This is a genomic window from Streptomyces sp. NPDC031100 (genome assembly GCF_055570785.1).
The window spans coordinates 79,810-94,016 of record NZ_JBVIGN010000020.1; the positions used below are offsets into that span (position 1 = coordinate 79,810).

The 14,207-nt window shown below is 69.4% G+C and carries 15 protein-coding genes; 4 read left to right on the forward strand and 11 right to left on the reverse strand.

What is annotated here, in order from left to right; translation table 11 throughout:
* Positions 1 to 21: 21 nt before the first annotated feature.
* The gene (locus ACZ5DS_RS39395) at positions 22 to 624 is read left to right on the forward strand and encodes a Uma2 family endonuclease (RefSeq protein ID WP_468248494.1); all 603 of its coding nucleotides are present in this window, start codon (positions 22 to 24) and stop codon (positions 622 to 624) included.
* Between the two features lie 10 nt (positions 625 to 634).
* Here the strand turns inward: ACZ5DS_RS39395 and ACZ5DS_RS39400 are convergent, their stop codons facing one another.
* A complete protein-coding gene (locus tag ACZ5DS_RS39400; RefSeq protein ID WP_468248496.1) occupies positions 635 to 1,078 on the reverse strand; it encodes a GNAT family N-acetyltransferase in 444 nt (147 codons plus the stop codon).
* Between the two features lie 274 nt (positions 1,079 to 1,352).
* Between ACZ5DS_RS39400 and ACZ5DS_RS39405 the strand changes: the two genes are divergently transcribed.
* Positions 1,353 to 2,126, forward strand: coding sequence for a LuxR C-terminal-related transcriptional regulator (locus ACZ5DS_RS39405; RefSeq protein WP_468248499.1), 774 nt, complete (start codon positions 1,353 to 1,355; stop codon positions 2,124 to 2,126).
* Here the strand turns inward: ACZ5DS_RS39405 and tamR are convergent.
* Positions 2,085 to 2,582 carry a MarR family transcriptional regulator TamR gene (tamR, locus tag ACZ5DS_RS39410; RefSeq protein ID WP_468248501.1) on the reverse strand — a complete coding sequence of 166 codons (498 nt, stop codon included), beginning with the start codon at positions 2,580 to 2,582 and terminating at the stop codon, positions 2,085 to 2,087. The two genes, ACZ5DS_RS39405 and tamR, sit on opposite strands and share 42 nt — an antisense overlap.
* Positions 2,583 to 2,670: 88 nt before the next feature.
* Between tamR and ACZ5DS_RS39415 the strand changes: the two genes are divergently transcribed.
* Positions 2,671 to 3,495 (forward strand): trans-aconitate 2-methyltransferase, encoded by an 825-nt coding sequence (locus ACZ5DS_RS39415; protein ID WP_468248503.1) that lies wholly within the window; start codon positions 2,671 to 2,673, stop codon positions 3,493 to 3,495.
* 162 nt (positions 3,496 to 3,657) lie between these two features.
* On the opposite strand, the gene ACZ5DS_RS39420 is transcribed toward ACZ5DS_RS39415, so the two are convergent.
* From ACZ5DS_RS39420 to ACZ5DS_RS39430, 3 genes are read right to left on the reverse strand one after another with little or no spacing between them, the layout of a single operon-like run.
* On the reverse strand, positions 3,658 to 3,909 hold the full coding sequence (locus ACZ5DS_RS39420; protein ID WP_468248505.1) for a type II toxin-antitoxin system prevent-host-death family antitoxin: 252 nt from the start codon (positions 3,907 to 3,909) through the stop codon (positions 3,658 to 3,660).
* A gap of 41 nt (positions 3,910 to 3,950) precedes the next feature.
* On the reverse strand, positions 3,951 to 4,628 hold the full coding sequence (locus tag ACZ5DS_RS39425; RefSeq protein WP_358641792.1) for a TetR/AcrR family transcriptional regulator: 678 nt from the start codon (positions 4,626 to 4,628) through the stop codon (positions 3,951 to 3,953).
* Positions 4,625 to 5,632 carry an acyl-CoA desaturase gene (locus ACZ5DS_RS39430; protein ID WP_468248508.1) on the reverse strand — a complete coding sequence of 336 codons (1,008 nt, stop codon included), beginning with the start codon at positions 5,630 to 5,632 and terminating at the stop codon, positions 4,625 to 4,627. Before ACZ5DS_RS39430 ends, ACZ5DS_RS39425 begins: the two co-directional genes overlap by 4 nt.
* Positions 5,633 to 5,941: 309 nt before the next feature.
* On the opposite strand from ACZ5DS_RS39430, the gene ppc reads away from it, so the two are divergent.
* Complete coding sequence (gene ppc / locus ACZ5DS_RS39435; RefSeq protein WP_468248510.1) at positions 5,942 to 8,686, forward strand: phosphoenolpyruvate carboxylase; 2,745 nt, start codon at positions 5,942 to 5,944, stop codon at positions 8,684 to 8,686.
* Positions 8,687 to 8,757: 71 nt separating this feature from the next.
* Here the strand turns inward: ppc and ACZ5DS_RS39440 are convergent, their stop codons facing one another.
* The 6 genes from ACZ5DS_RS39440 to glmU all read right to left on the reverse strand — a co-directional run bounded on the left by ACZ5DS_RS39440 (position 8,758) and on the right by glmU (position 14,179).
* On the reverse strand, positions 8,758 to 9,429 hold the full coding sequence (locus ACZ5DS_RS39440; RefSeq protein ID WP_468248513.1) for an LPXTG cell wall anchor domain-containing protein: 672 nt from the start codon (positions 9,427 to 9,429) through the stop codon (positions 8,758 to 8,760).
* 137 nt (positions 9,430 to 9,566) lie between these two features.
* Entirely contained in the window at positions 9,567 to 10,070 is a 504-nt protein-coding gene (locus tag ACZ5DS_RS39445) for a hypothetical protein (protein WP_468248515.1), read from the reverse strand.
* An 80-nt stretch (positions 10,071 to 10,150) separates the two neighbouring features.
* On the reverse strand, positions 10,151 to 10,753 hold the full coding sequence (gene pth / locus ACZ5DS_RS39450; RefSeq protein WP_468248516.1) for an aminoacyl-tRNA hydrolase: 603 nt from the start codon (positions 10,751 to 10,753) through the stop codon (positions 10,151 to 10,153).
* Between the two features lie 95 nt (positions 10,754 to 10,848).
* Positions 10,849 to 11,448: a 50S ribosomal protein L25/general stress protein Ctc gene (locus ACZ5DS_RS39455; RefSeq protein WP_468248519.1), complete on the reverse strand. Its 600-nt coding sequence runs from the start codon at positions 11,446 to 11,448 to the stop codon at positions 10,849 to 10,851.
* 206 nt (positions 11,449 to 11,654) lie between these two features.
* Entirely contained in the window at positions 11,655 to 12,635 is a 981-nt protein-coding gene (locus ACZ5DS_RS39460; protein WP_468248521.1) for a ribose-phosphate diphosphokinase, read from the reverse strand.
* A gap of 95 nt (positions 12,636 to 12,730) precedes the next feature.
* Positions 12,731 to 14,179, reverse strand: coding sequence for a bifunctional UDP-N-acetylglucosamine diphosphorylase/glucosamine-1-phosphate N-acetyltransferase GlmU (gene glmU / locus ACZ5DS_RS39465; protein ID WP_468248523.1), 1,449 nt, complete (start codon positions 14,177 to 14,179; stop codon positions 12,731 to 12,733).
* Positions 14,180 to 14,207: the final 28 nt, after the last annotated feature.

Genomic DNA, 14,207 nt, shown 5'->3' on the forward strand with positions numbered 1-14,207 from the left:
TACTGAGAGGCGGGAGGACCCATGACTCAGCAGACCCTGTACCGGCGGTTGCGGGACCGCCGTGATCGCATCACTCCGCCGCCGGGTTTTGCCTGGCCCGAGATCAGTGACGGACAGCTTGTGATGATGATGAGCCCGCGGCCTCGCCACCAGTTCACGTCGAAGCTGGTGTCGCGGAATCTCGATGAACAGCTTCCGGACGGATACTTTGCGTTCGAGGCGACCGACACGGACGACGAGGGTCTCGGTAAACTGCGCATCCCGGACATCCTGGTCTGCTCCAGCGAGGCCATGCAGACCGACGATCCGCTCGACCCTCACGAGATCCTCCTCGCGATCGAGATCGTCTCGCCGTCGAACCCCGAGAACGACTACGAGGTCAAGACCCGCGACTACCCCGCCATGGGCATCCCCCACTACCTGATCCTCGACCCGCGCGACGGCACGTGGACCTACCAATGGGGCATCGGCAGGTCCGAGGGCAGGCCTGCCTACGAGAACCGGCTCCACCTCCCGTACGGCAAGCCGGTCACCGTCTCCACCGAACTCGGCACCTGGACGATCGACACCACCGATCTCCCCCGCTACAGCGCCAAGGACATGGGGCTCGCTCAGGAGTCGTAGGCGCGCGTGTTCACCCCAGCCGCTTCGTCAGTGTGAACTCCGTGATCCCCGGCGGGTAGTCGGGGATCACGCAGACCACCTCGTAGCCCTGCTTCCGGTAGAACTCCGGGGCCTGGAAGTCCCACGTCTCCAGGCGGGAGCCCGTGCAGCCGCGGTCGGTGTGGGCGACGCGTTCGGCTTCGGCGAGGAGGCGGCCGCCGACACCCGCGCCGCGGTGACGGCCGTCGACCCACAGGTAGGTGACGTGCAGCCAGGTCGTCCAGGTGTGGCCGACCAGGCCGCCGGCCAGTTCGCCGGAGCCGTCCATGGCCCAGACGTGGAGGGGCGCTTCGCGCTCGCCGGGCGTGCCGCGCAGGGCCGCCAGCACCGGGGACGCCGCCGTGTTGGTGTCCCGCAGCCGGGAGCGGAGCAGATCACGTCGGGCTTTGTCGACTTCCGCCTCAATACGAAACATGCGGCACACGATAAACGTGCCGGACGGCCAGTTCTGTAAATCGGCTTCCGCTCCTGGCTCCCATCCGTACTCTGATGAGCAGCACCGGTGGGGGCCGGTGCTGATCAGGGGGCGAGACAGGCGGGTACGGCGCCTGCGGTGGGGGTAGCAGTTTCCGCAACGGCGGCGGCCGTGCGGTCGGCGTTCCTTCCGTTGGTGTCGTGCCCGCGCGGGTCGTCGTTCTCCGGACCTTGGATGTCCCCTGCTCCGCGCGGAGCCTGGGGAAGGGGGTTTCGTGGTTCGTATCCGAGTCCTGGTCGTGGACGACCACCGCATCTTCGCCGAGTCGCTGGCCGCGGCACTGGCCGCCGAGCCCGACGTCGACGTCTTTGCCGCGGGCAGCGGCCCGGCGGCGCTGCGCTGCCTGGAGCGCGCGGCCGCCGAGGGCCGACGTTACGACGTGCTGCTCGTCGACGCCGACCTGGGCGGCAACCTGCCCGGCATACGCCCGGCGGTGCCCGTGCAGGAGGGCAACGAGGAGGGGCTGGTCGACGGGATCTCGCTGGTCGCGGGCGTCCGCTCGGCGCAGCCCGCGGTGCGGACGGTGGTCCTCGCCGAGAAGGACGACCCCCGCCGCGCGGCCCTCGCGCTGCAGGCCGGCGCCTCCGGCTGGGTCGCCAAGGACTGCTCGCTGTCCCGGCTGCTGACGGTGATACGGGGTGTGCTGCGCGACGAGACCCATCTGCCGCCGGCCCTGCTCACCGGCGTCCTCAAGGAGCTGACGGCCGCGCGCAAGCACCGCACCGAGAGCGAGCGGCTGGTGGAGTCGCTGACCCCGCGCGAGCGGGAGGTGCTGCGCTGCATGGTCGCGGGCCTGGGCCGCAAGGCCGTCGCCGAACGGCTGTTCCTCTCCCCGCACACGGTGCGCACCCACATGCAGAACGTCCTCGGCAAGCTGGGCGTCCACTCCACGCTGGCCGCGGTGGCACTGGCCCGCCGGGCCGGGGTGGGTCCGGTCGACCTGCCCCTAGCCGGGGATGTTGTCGAACGGGGCGGTCAACTGGCGTAGCAGACCGGCGAGTTCGGCGCGCTGGGCGCGGGACAGCTCGGCGAGGATCGCCCGCTCCTGGTCCAGCAGGCCCGCCAGCGCCTGGTCCGCGCGATCCCGGCCCGTGTCGGTGAGCCGCACCAGCACGCCCCGCCGGTCGCTCGGGTCGGGCAGCCGCTCCACCAGGCGCTTCTTCGCGAGCCGGTCGATCCGGTTGGTCATCGTGCCCGAGGTGACCAGGGTCTGTGTCAGCAGCTGCCCGGGGGAGAGCTGGTACGGCGTTCCCGCGCGCCTGAGCGCGGTCAGCACGTCGAACTCCCAGGGTTCGAGCTGGTGCTCGGAAAAGGCGAGCCGACGTGCGCGGTCCAGGTGCCGGGCCAGTCTGCTCACCCGGCTGAGCACTTCCAGCGGCTCCACGTCGAGGTCCGGACGCTCCCGGCGCCACGCTGCGACCAGCCGATCGACCTCGTCCTCCATGGAGATCAGTGTAGTGGTTGTGTCGACATGAAGTCTCTTGATCTCGAGTCTCTTGACATCAAGATAATCGAGGCGGGACAGTGGATACATGACGACGCCCACCTGGGACCCCGCCCAGTACCTCCGCCACGCCGGCCACCGCGCCCGCCCCTTCGCCGACCTGGTCGCCCGCATCCCCGCCCTCCCGGCGGAACCGCCCGCAGGGCGTCCGCGCATCGCCGACCTCGGCTGCGGCCCCGGCAACGTCACCGCCCTGCTCGCCGCACGCTGGCCGACCGCGCACATCACCGGCTACGACAACTCGCCCGAGATGCTCGACAAGGCGCACGTCGACCACGAGGGCACCACGCCCGGCGGCGGCCGCCTGGACTTCGCCCACGCCGATGCCCGCGTCTGGATGCCCGAGGAGCCGTACGACCTGATCGTCTCCAACGCCACCCTGCACTGGGTGCCGGGCCACGCCGACCGCTTCGCCGACTGGATCGCCGCCCTCAAGCCCGGCGGCACCTTCGCCTTCCAGGTCCCGGACAACATCGACGCCCCGCTGCACGCCCTGATGCGTGACCTGGCCGCCACGCCCCGCTGGAAGTCCCGCCTCGCCGAGGTCCTGCGGCACACGGACTCCGTGCACGCACCCGGGGTGTACCTGGACCGGCTGGCCCGCCTCGGCTGCGACAGCGACGTATGGCAGACGACGTACTTCCACGTCCTGGCCGGCGAGGACCCGGTCCTGGACTGGGTCAAGGGCACCGGCCTGCGCCCCGCCCTGACCGCCCTCGCCGACGACCCCGAGGCCCGCGACGCGTTCCTCACCGAATACCGCGACCTGCTCCGCGAGGCCTACCCGACCGCGCCGTACGGCACGGTCCTGCCGTTCCGCAGGCTGTTCGCGGTGGCCGTGAAGGGGGCATGAGCATGCTGGTCGCCGTCGACCACGTCCAGCTGGCGGCTCCGCCCGGGTCGGAGGGGGAGCTGCAGGTGGGTGACGAGGACTGCACCACACCGACCGGGGTATCCCGAAGGAGTCCCGAACGGCCGCAGTGCGCGGCCCCACGGAGCCGGATGATGTGCACGCTCACGGTTGCAGCCCCAACATGCGCTTGACTTCCGCGTGCGGGATGCCCGGTTCGAGCGTGCCCTCTGCCTTGCGCCGCTGGTACTCGGCCAGCGCCAGGGTGTCTTCGAAGTCCTCGATGACGCGTGGTGATACGAGGAGAGCTGCGACGTGCCCATGGTCGGTGAGGGCGATGGTCTCACCGTCGTACGCCACGCGGCGGACCAGTTCTTCGAGGCGGGGCCCGGCTGCGTTGATCTCGATCTCGGTCACGACGGCATGCTCCCGCAAGATCACGCGTACCGCTGGCCGGTTCAGCTCTTCCGGTGCCCTATCAACCGAGGCTTCTGCTCCAACCCGTCCAGACCGTGCCACGCCAGGTTCACCAGGTGCGCTGCGACCTCCGCCTTCTTCGGGCGGCGTACGTCCAGCCACCACTGACCCGTCAGCGCGACCATGCCGACCAGGGCCTGCGCGTACAGCGGGGCCAGCTTCGGGTCGAAGCCCCGGCTCTTGAACTCGCGGCCCAGGATGTCCTCCACCTGGGTGGCGATGTCCGAGATCAGCGAGGCGAAGGAGCCCGTGGACTGGGGGATGGGGGAGTCGCGGACCAGGATGCGGAAGCCGTCCGTGTACTCCTCGATGTAGTCGAGGAGGGCGAAGGCCGCCTGTTCGCACAGTTCGCGGGGGTGGCCGGCCGTGAGAGAGCTGGTCACCATGTCCAGCAGGCGGCGCATCTCGCGGTCGACCACCACCGCGTACAGGCCCTCCTTGCCGCCGAAGTGCTCGTACACCACCGGCTTGGACACCCCGGCCTTCGCCGCGATCTCCTCCACCGAGGTGCCCTCGAAGCCCTTCGCCGCGAAGAGGGTGCGACCGATCTCCAGCAGCTGCTGGCGGCGCTCCGCACCGGTCATACGGGTACGGCGGGTCCGCCGCTGCTTGTCATTGCCGGGATTGCTGCTGGGATCGGTCGCCACGGCGTCAATCATGCCGCGTTCGCCGCCTCCTTCCGGCGCCGAGAGTCGCCTTCCCCGGTGTTACGGCGCGAATCGATACGCGAGCGTGACGGCCAGCGCACGTCGTACGCCCAGCCGAACATCTCGAACCAGCGGATGATCCGCGCGGAGGAGTCGATCTGCCCGCGCTCCACCCCGTGCCGCGCCGAGGTCGGGTCGGCGTGGTGCAGGTTGTGCCAGGACTCCCCGCAGGACAGCACCGCCAGCCACCACACGTTGCCCGAGCGGTCCCGCGACTTGAACGGCCGCTTGCCCACCGCGTGGCAGATCGAGTTGATCGACCACGTCACATGGTGCAGCAGCGCCACGCGGACGAGTGAACCCCAGAAGAACGCGGTGAACGCGCCCGTCCAGGACATCGTCACGAGACCGCCGACCAGCGGCGGCAGCAGCAGTGACACGGCCGTCCACACGATGAACTGACGCGAGATCGCCCGGATCGCCGGATCCTTGATCAGATCCGGTGCGTACTTGTCCTGCGGCGTCTGCTCCTCGTCGAACATCCAGCCGATGTGCGCCCACCACAGGCCCTTGATCAGCGCCGGGACCGTCTCGCCGAACCGCCACGGCGAGTGCGGGTCGCCCTCCGCGTCGGAGAACTTGTGATGCTTGCGGTGATCGGCCACCCAGCGCACCAGCGGGCCCTCGACCGCCAGCGACCCCATGATCGCGAGCGCGATCCGCAGGGGCCGCCTGGCCTTGAACGAACCATGGGTGAAGTACCGGTGGAAACCGATCGTGATGCCGTGGCACCCCAGGTAGTAGAAGAACACCAGCAGGCTCAGGTCGAGCCAGCTCACCCCCCAGCCCCAGGCCAGCGGCACGGCCGCCACCAGTGCCAGGAACGGCACGATGATGAACAGGAGCAGCGTGATCTGCTCGATCGAACGCTTCTGCTCGCCGCCCAGCGTGGCGGAGGAGAGGGGAGTGTCGTCGGCCGTACGGGATTCTTCGATCACATCGGAACGTGAGGTCATGCGTGTCCCCTTGTGGGGTTCGAGGGTCGGGGCAGGTGCCGGGCCGCCGGGACCGGGCGGGACTCAGGCGGTGCTTCCCTACGGTTCCGTAACCTACGGCGACGTAAGTATGGCAGCGTGTCGTGCCGCGGCAAGAGCCCCAGACCCTGCGCGTCCCCACGGACACCTATCCTGGGACTCGGTCGGACAGCGCGGTCCGCTCTGAATCCTTCCCGGACGCTCCGGCCCGTATGCGGCACCCGCCGCGTGGTGGATCGATGCCCCGGGTTCCCTCCCAGACGAGCTTCAACACTGCAAGGAGCCGCACCTGTGAGCAGTGCCGACGACCAGACCACCACGACCAGCAGCGAGCTGCGCGCCGACATCCGGCGCCTGGGCGACCTCCTGGGCGAGACCCTCGTCCGGCAGGAAGGCCCCGAACTCCTCGAACTGGTCGAGAAGGTCCGCCGCCTCACCCGCGAGGACGGCGAGGCCGCCGCCGAGCTGCTGCGCGGCACCGAACTGCAGACCGCCGCCCAGCTGGTCCGCGCCTTCTCCACCTACTTCCACCTGGCCAACGTCACCGAACAGGTACACCGCGGACGCGAGCTGCGCGCCAGGCGCGCCGCCGAGGGCGGCCTGCTCGCCCGCACCGCCGACCGCCTCAAGGACGCCGACCCCGAGCACCTGAGGCAGACCGTCGAGCACCTCAACGTTCGCCCGGTGTTCACGGCACACCCCACCGAGGCCGCACGCCGGTCGGTCCTCAACAAGCTCCGGCGCATCGCCGCACTCCTGGACACCCCCGTCCTCGACTCCGACCGCCGCCGCCACGACGTCCGCCTCGCCGAGAACATCGACCTCGTCTGGCAGACCGACGAGCTCCGCGTCGTCCGCCCCGAACCCGCCGACGAGGCCCGCAACGCCATCTACTACCTGGACGAGCTGCACGCCGACGCCGTCGGCGACGTCCTCGAAGACCTCACCGCCGAACTCGAGCGCGTCGGCGTCAAGCTCCCCGACGACACCCGCCCCCTCACCTTCGGCACCTGGATCGGCGGCGACCGCGACGGCAACCCCAACGTCACCCCCCAGGTCACCTGGGACGTCCTCATCCTCCAGCACGAACACGGCATCAACGACGCCCTGGAGATGATCGACGAACTGCGCGGCCTGCTCTCCAACTCCATCCGCTACGCCGGAGCGACGCCAGAGCTGCTGGAGTCCCTGCGCGAAGACCTCGAACGCCTCCCCGAGATCAGCCCCCGCTACAAGCGCCTCAACGCCGAGGAGCCCTACCGGCTCAAGGCCACCTGCATCCGGCAGAAGCTGGAGAACACCAAGCAGCGCCTCGCCAAGGGCATCCCGCACGAGGACGGCCGCGACTACCTCGGCACCGGCGAGCTGCTCAAGGACCTGCGGATCATCCAGGCCTCCCTGCGCGAACACCGCGGTGCCCTCTTCGCCGACGGCCGCCTCAACCGCACCATCCGCACCCTGGCCGCCTTCGGCCTCCAGCTCGCCACCATGGACGTACGCGAACACGCGGACGCCCACCACCACGCCCTCGGCCAGCTCTTCGACCGCCTCGGCGAGGAGTCCTGGCGCTACGCCGACATGCCCCGCGACTACCGGGCCAAGCTCCTCGCGAAGGAGCTGCGCTCCCGCCGCCCGCTCGCGCCCACCCCGGCCCCCGTCGACGCGGCCGGCGCCAAGACCCTCGGCGTCTTCGAGACCGTCAAGCGCGCCCTCGAGGTCTTCGGACCCGAGGTCATCGAGTCCTACATCATCTCCATGTGCCAGGGCGCCGACGACGTCTTCGCCGCCGCCGTCCTCGCCCGCGAAGCCGGACTCGTCGACCTGCACGCCGGCTGGGCCAAGATCGGCATCGTCCCGCTCCTGGAGACCACCGACGAGCTGCGCGCCGCCGACACGATCCTCGAGGACATGCTCTCCGACCCGTCCTACCGGCGCCTGGTCGCGCTGCGCGGCGACGTCCAGGAGGTCATGCTCGGCTACTCCGACTCCTCCAAGTTCGGCGGCATCACCACGTCGCAGTGGGAGATCCACCGCGCGCAGCGCCGACTGCGCGACGTGGCGCACCGCTACGGAGTGCGGCTGCGGTTGTTCCACGGCCGCGGCGGCACCGTCGGCCGCGGCGGCGGCCCCTCCCACGACGCCATCCTCGCCCAGCCCTGGGGCACCCTGGAGGGCGAGATCAAGGTCACCGAGCAGGGCGAGGTCATCTCCGACAAGTACCTCATCCCGTCCCTGGCCCGGGAGAACCTCGAACTGACCGTCGCGGCCACCCTGCAGGCCTCCGCCCTGCACACCGCCCCCCGCCAGTCCGACGAGGCCCTCGCCCGCTGGGACGCCGCCATGGACGTCGTCTCCGACGCCGCCCACGCCGCGTACCGCAAGCTGGTCGAGGACCCCGACCTGCCCGCGTACTTCTTCGCCTCCACGCCCGTGGACCAGCTCGCCGACCTGCACCTGGGGTCGAGGCCGTCACGGCGTCCCGACTCGGGCGCCGGACTCGACGGACTGCGCGCCATCCCGTGGGTGTTCGGCTGGACCCAGTCCCGGCAGATCGTCCCCGGCTGGTTCGGCGTCGGCTCCGGCCTCAAGGCTCTCCGCGAGGCGGGCCTGCGGCATGAAGGGGACACCGTGCTCGACGAGATGCACGAGCAGTGGCACTTCTTCCGCAACTTCATGTCCAACGTCGAGATGACCCTCGCCAAGACGGACCTGCGGATCGCCCAGCACTACGTCGACACCCTCGTCCCCGACGACCTCAAGCACGTGTTCGACACCATCAAGGCCGAGCACGAACTCACCGTCCGCGAGGTCCTGCGCGTCACCGGCGAGAGCGAACTCCTCGACGCCCAGCCCGCACTCCGCCAGACCTTCACCATCCGCGACGCCTACCTGGACCCGATCTCCTACCTCCAGGTCACCCTGCTCAAGCGCCAGCGCGATGCCGCTGCCGCCGGCGCCGAGCCCGACCCGCTGCTCTCCCGCGCCCTGCTCCTTACCGTCAACGGTGTGGCAGCAGGCCTGCGCAACACCGGCTGACGGCCACGCCGCAACGAGGGTGCCCCCGAGGTCCGTACGACCCCGGGGGCACCCTCATGTGTACGGCTGCCTCAGCCCTGCCGGGCCCTGCGGCGCCGGGCCACCAGGTAGCCGCCCGCACCGACCAGCGCGGCAGCGGCGGCAGACAGCAGGCCCACCGGGGCACCGTTACCGGTCTCGGCGAGGTCACCGCCGGCGCCCTGCGCGGAGGGAGAGGAGGACGGAGCCGACGACGGCGTCCCCGACGGCGCCGAGGACGCCCCAGCCGTCGTACCGGACGACGACGGCGACGCCGAACCGGACGGGGCCGGCGCACCTCCCCCGCCGCCCTGCGAGCCGGCGCAGTCCGTCCAGAACACCTTGTGCTTGGCCGCGCCCTTCTCGCCCGCGAAGTTCCAGAACAGCTTGTAGTGACCGTCCGGCAGCGACAGGTCCTCGGTGCGGCCGTGACCGTCCACGTCCAGGGTGAGGGCACCGGACTTCACGGTCTCACCCTTGGTGGCGGCCGTAGGGGCCCAGGCCTCGATGTGCCAGGCGACCTGCTGGACGCCGTCGAAGCCGAAGGCGTCCAGGTAGAACGTGCAGACGTGCGGCTCGTTGCGGCGCAGCTCCTCGCCGGTGCGGGCATCGTGGATCTTGACGGTGCCGTTGTCACCGGGAGCAGTCGCGTGAGCGGTGGGGGCGCACAGCAGCGCCGCCGAAACACCGGCGATCAGCGCGCCGGCGCGGAAGGGGGTACGCATGAGGCTGGTCCATCTTCGAGTGGCGAACGGGGAAGATGTGGAGGGGGCGGTTCAGCTTCCGGCCCCGCCAGGCCGCCGGTCAATCACGAACAGACAACACACAGGCCCCCCACAGACGTGAAGAACGCCCACGCCCCTCACAAGGTCACGAAAGCCGTTGTCAGCAGCACGATCCCCGACCCCGCCAGCACCCACGCGGCACGGGTCAGCCGCAGACCACCCGCCACGACCACCGACGCCAGCAGCAACGCACCACCCAGCGGAATCCAGGCGTACAGGATTCCCGCCGGCCCCGACCGCACCACCTCATCGGTCCCCGGCTTCACCACCACCGCGTACGTCAGCCCCTTGCGCACCGCGACCGAGTTCGCGATCTCCACGCTCCGGCGTGCCCTCGCCCCCTCGGACACCGGCGTGAACGGGCCCCTGCACGTGTCCCCGTCGCACCGGGTCACCTCGATCGTGCCGCGCTCGCGGCCCTTCGTCAGCATCACGTGCTGCGCGGTCCCCCAGGAACCCCACACCCCGGCGAACAGGATCAGCGCGGCGATCGCACCCATGGCGGTGACCCGCCCGAAGCGCAGCGCGGTCACCGAGGCCTGACGAGAGGCGGTTGCTGTGGCAGGCATGGCCGGGATCATTGGCCATACGCCTGCGACCGGTCAACTCCCGCGGGCACCATGGCCGGACAAGTCAGGAGTTGTACGACGGCCTCGCACGCTCAGGAGTTGTACGCGCTCTGCGCCCGCTCCAGCCCCTCCGTCACCAGACACTCCACCGCGTCCGCCGCACGGTCCACGAAATAGTCCAGCTCCTTGCGCTCGGCGGACGAGAAGTCCTTCAGCACGAAGTCGGCCACCTGCATACGGCCCGGAGGACGCCCGATCCCGAACCGCACCCGGTGGTAGTCCGCGCCCATGGCCTTCGTCATCGACTTCAGACCGTTGTGCCCGTTGTCGCCACCGCCCAGCTTCAGCCGCAGCGTGCCGTAGTCGATGTCCAGCTCGTCATGGACCGCCACGATGTTCGCCACCGGCACCTTGTAGAAGTCCCGCAGCGCGTTCACCGGACCACCGGACAGGTTCATGAACGACATCGGCTTGGCCAGGATCACCCGCCGGTTCGCCGGCCCGACCGGACCGATCCGCCCCTCCAGCACCTGCGCCTGCGCCTTGCCCGCCCGCTTGAACTTCCCCCCGATCCGCTCCGCGAGCAGATCCACCACCATGAACCCGACGTTGTGCCGGTTCATGGCGTACTCCGGCCCGGGATTGCCGAGCCCGACGACGAGCCAGGGGGCGCTTGCGGGGGTGGTCACGTCCAACTCTCCTCACGTGCAACAGCCGCTGCTCCCCCTCGAGGGAAGCAGCGGCTGGAGCGAAACAGCTACCGCTGTGGATACGGCTGCCGTATCGAAGCTTAGGCCTCGGCGGTCTCTTCGGCGGCCTCGGTCTCCTCGCCCTCGACGGCCTCCTCGACCTGCGCCTGCAGGACCTGCAGGACGACCGCGTCCTCCTCGACGGCCAGGGTCACGCCGGACGGCAGGGTGATGTCCTTGGCGTGGACGGAGGCACCGGCCTCCAGACCCTCGACGGAGACCGTGACGGCCTCGGGGATGTGCGTGGCCTCGGCCTCGACCGGCAGCGCGTTCAGCACGTGCTCGAGCAGGTTGCCACCCGGGGCCAGCTCGCCCTCGGCGTGCACCGGAACCTCGACCGTGACCTTCTCGCCACGCTTGACCAGCAGCAGGTCGACGTGCTCCAGGAAGCCCTTCAGCGGGTCGCGCTGCACGGCCTTCGGGATCGCCAGCTCGTTGGTCTTGCCGTCGATGTCCAGGGAGATCAGGACGTTCGGCGTACGCAGCGCCATCAGCAGGTCGTGGCCCGGCAGGGTCAGGTGCAGCGGGTCGGAACCGTGACCGTACAGAACGACGGGCACCTTGTTGTCACGGCGGATGCGACGGGCGGCACCCTTGCCGAACTCGGTGCGCGTCTCGGCGGCGAGCTTCACCTCGGACATATGGATCACTCCTCGTAGGAATCGCGAACGGACGGGTCACCCGGCCACGAACGGCCTGCTACGAAGAGCGCGTCGATAACGGACCACCGATACCCGCGGAAACAGGTACGGCCTCCCTCGCCGAGCAACTGCAGCAGTCTACTCGGCAAGGGAGGCCGCACCCAAAAGGATCTTCAGCTAGCCCGCGGAGCAGGCCCGCAGAAACCTCACTGCTCGTCGAAGAGGCTGGTCACCGACCCGTCCTCGAACACCTCACGCACCGCACTCGCAATCGTCGGAGCGATCGACAACACCGTGATCTTGTCCAGATCCCGGCCCAGCTCCGACGGCGTCGGCAGCGTGTTCGTGAACACGAACTCACTCACCCGCGAGTTCTTCAGCCGGTCCGCGGCAGGACCGGAGAGCACACCGTGCGTCGCCGTCACGATGACATCCTCCGCACCGTGCGCGAACAGCGCGTCCGCAGCCGCACAGATCGTGCCACCCGTGTCGATCATGTCGTCGACCAGGACACACACCCGGCCCTTGACCTCACCCACGACCTCGTGGACGGTCACCTGGTTCGCCACGTCCTTGTCACGGCGCTTGTGCACGATCGCCAGCGGCGCCCCCAGCCGGTCACACCACCGGTCCGCCACCCGCACACGACCCGCGTCCGGCGACACCACCGTCAGCTTCTCCCGGTCCACCTTGTCGCCCACGTAGTCCGCCAGCAGCGGCAGCGCGAACAGGTGGTCGACGGGCCCGTCGAAGAAGCCCTGGATCTGATCCGTGTGCAGATCCACGGTCAGAATCCGGTCCGCACCCGCCGTCTTCATCAGATCGGCGATCAGACGCGCCGAAATCGGTTCACGACCCCGGTGCTTCTTGTCCTGCCGCGCGTAACCGTAGAACGGCACAATCACCGTGATGGAACGCGCCGACGCACGCTTCAGCGCGTCGATCATGATCAGCTGCTCCATGATCCACTGGTTGATCGGAGCCGTGTGGCTCTGGATCACAAAGCAGTCCGCACCACGAGCCGACTCCTGGTAACGGACGTAGATCTCACCGTTCGCGAAGTCGAAGGCCTTCGTCGGGACGACCCCGACACCCAACTGCTGGGCGACCTCCTCGGCAAGCTCGGGGTGGGCGCGGCCGGAGAAGAACATCAACTTCTTCTCGCCGGTCGTCTTGATCCCGGTCACAGCACTGTCTCCTCAGAGGTGTCTCAGCAGCAGGTATGCACTCGTGCGGATGTGCACTTATCACGGTACGCCGTGTTTGACGCACCCGTTTCCGGTCAGTCCTCGCCCTCGCCCCGCCGGGACGCCGCCTCGGCCGCCTTCGCAGCCGCACTCCCAGGACGCTTCCGAGCCACCCAGCCCTCGATATTCCGCTGCTGACCACGGGCCACGGCCAGCGAACCGGGCGGCACATCCTTCGTGATCACGGACCCGGCAGCGGTGTACGCACCGTCCCCGACCGTGACAGGAGCCACAAACATGTTGTCCGAACCCGTCTTGCAATGCGACCCCACGGTCGTGTGGTGCTTGCTCTCACCGTCGTAGTTCACGAACACACTCGCGGCACCGATGTTCGTGAAGTCGCCGATCGTCGCATCACCCACATACGACAGGTGCGGAACCTTCGTCCCCTCACCGATGGACGAGTTCTTCGTCTCCACGTACGTACCGATCTTGGACTTCAGCCCCAGACGGGTACCAGGACGCAGATACGCATACGGCCCCACGGACGCCAGGTCACCGATCCGCGCCCCGTCCGACACCGTGTTGTCCACCCGCGCCCCCGCACCCACCCGGGTGTCCTTCAGCCGGCTGTTCGGCCCGACCTCGGCACCCTCACCGATGTGCGTCGAACCGGTGAGCTGCGTGTTCGGGTGCACGATGGCGTCCTGCTCGAAGGAGACGGTCACATCCACCCAGGTCGTCGCCGGGTCGACGATGCTCACTCCGTCGAGCATCGCGCGCGTCAGCAGGCGGTCGTTGAGAATGCGACGGGCCTCGGCGAGCTGCACGCGGTTGTTGATACCGGCGATCTCCCGGTGGTCACCCGCGACCGACGCACCCACCCGATGCCCGGCCTCCCGCAGAATCCCGAGCACGTCCGTCAGGTACTCCTCGCCCTGACTGTTGTCCGTCCGCACCTTCTTCAGCGCGTCCGCCAGCAACTGCCCGTCAAAGGCGAACACCCCGCTGTTGATCTCCCGGATCGACCGCTGGGCGTCGGTGGCATCCTTGTGCTCGACGATCGCCGTCACGGCACCGGTCGCGTCGTCGCGGACGATACGGCCGTAACCGGTGGCGTCGGGCACCTCGGCCGTGAGGACAGTCACGGCGTTGCCGTCCGCCTGGTGAGTGGCGGCGAGCCGGGTGAGCGTCTCGCCGGTCAAGAGGGGCGTGTCCCCGCAGACGACGACCACGGTCCCGTCCACGGCCCCGCCCAGCTCCTCCAGCCCCATCCGCACGGCGTGACCGGTCCCGTTCTGCTGCGCCTGCACGGCAGTCCGCACGCCCGGGTCGACCTCGGTCAGGTGCGCGGTGACCTGCTCACGGGCGTGACCCACGACGACGACCAGGTTCGCGGGGTCCAACTCGCGGGCGGCGGCGAGCACATGACCCACCAGGGAACGACCGCAGATCTCGTGCAGGACCTTCGGTGTGGCCGACTTCATACGGGTGCCCTCACCCGCTGCAAGAACGACGACGGCTGCCGGGCGAATGGCGCTCACGGGGTTGCCCTTCGGCTCTGGATGGGTG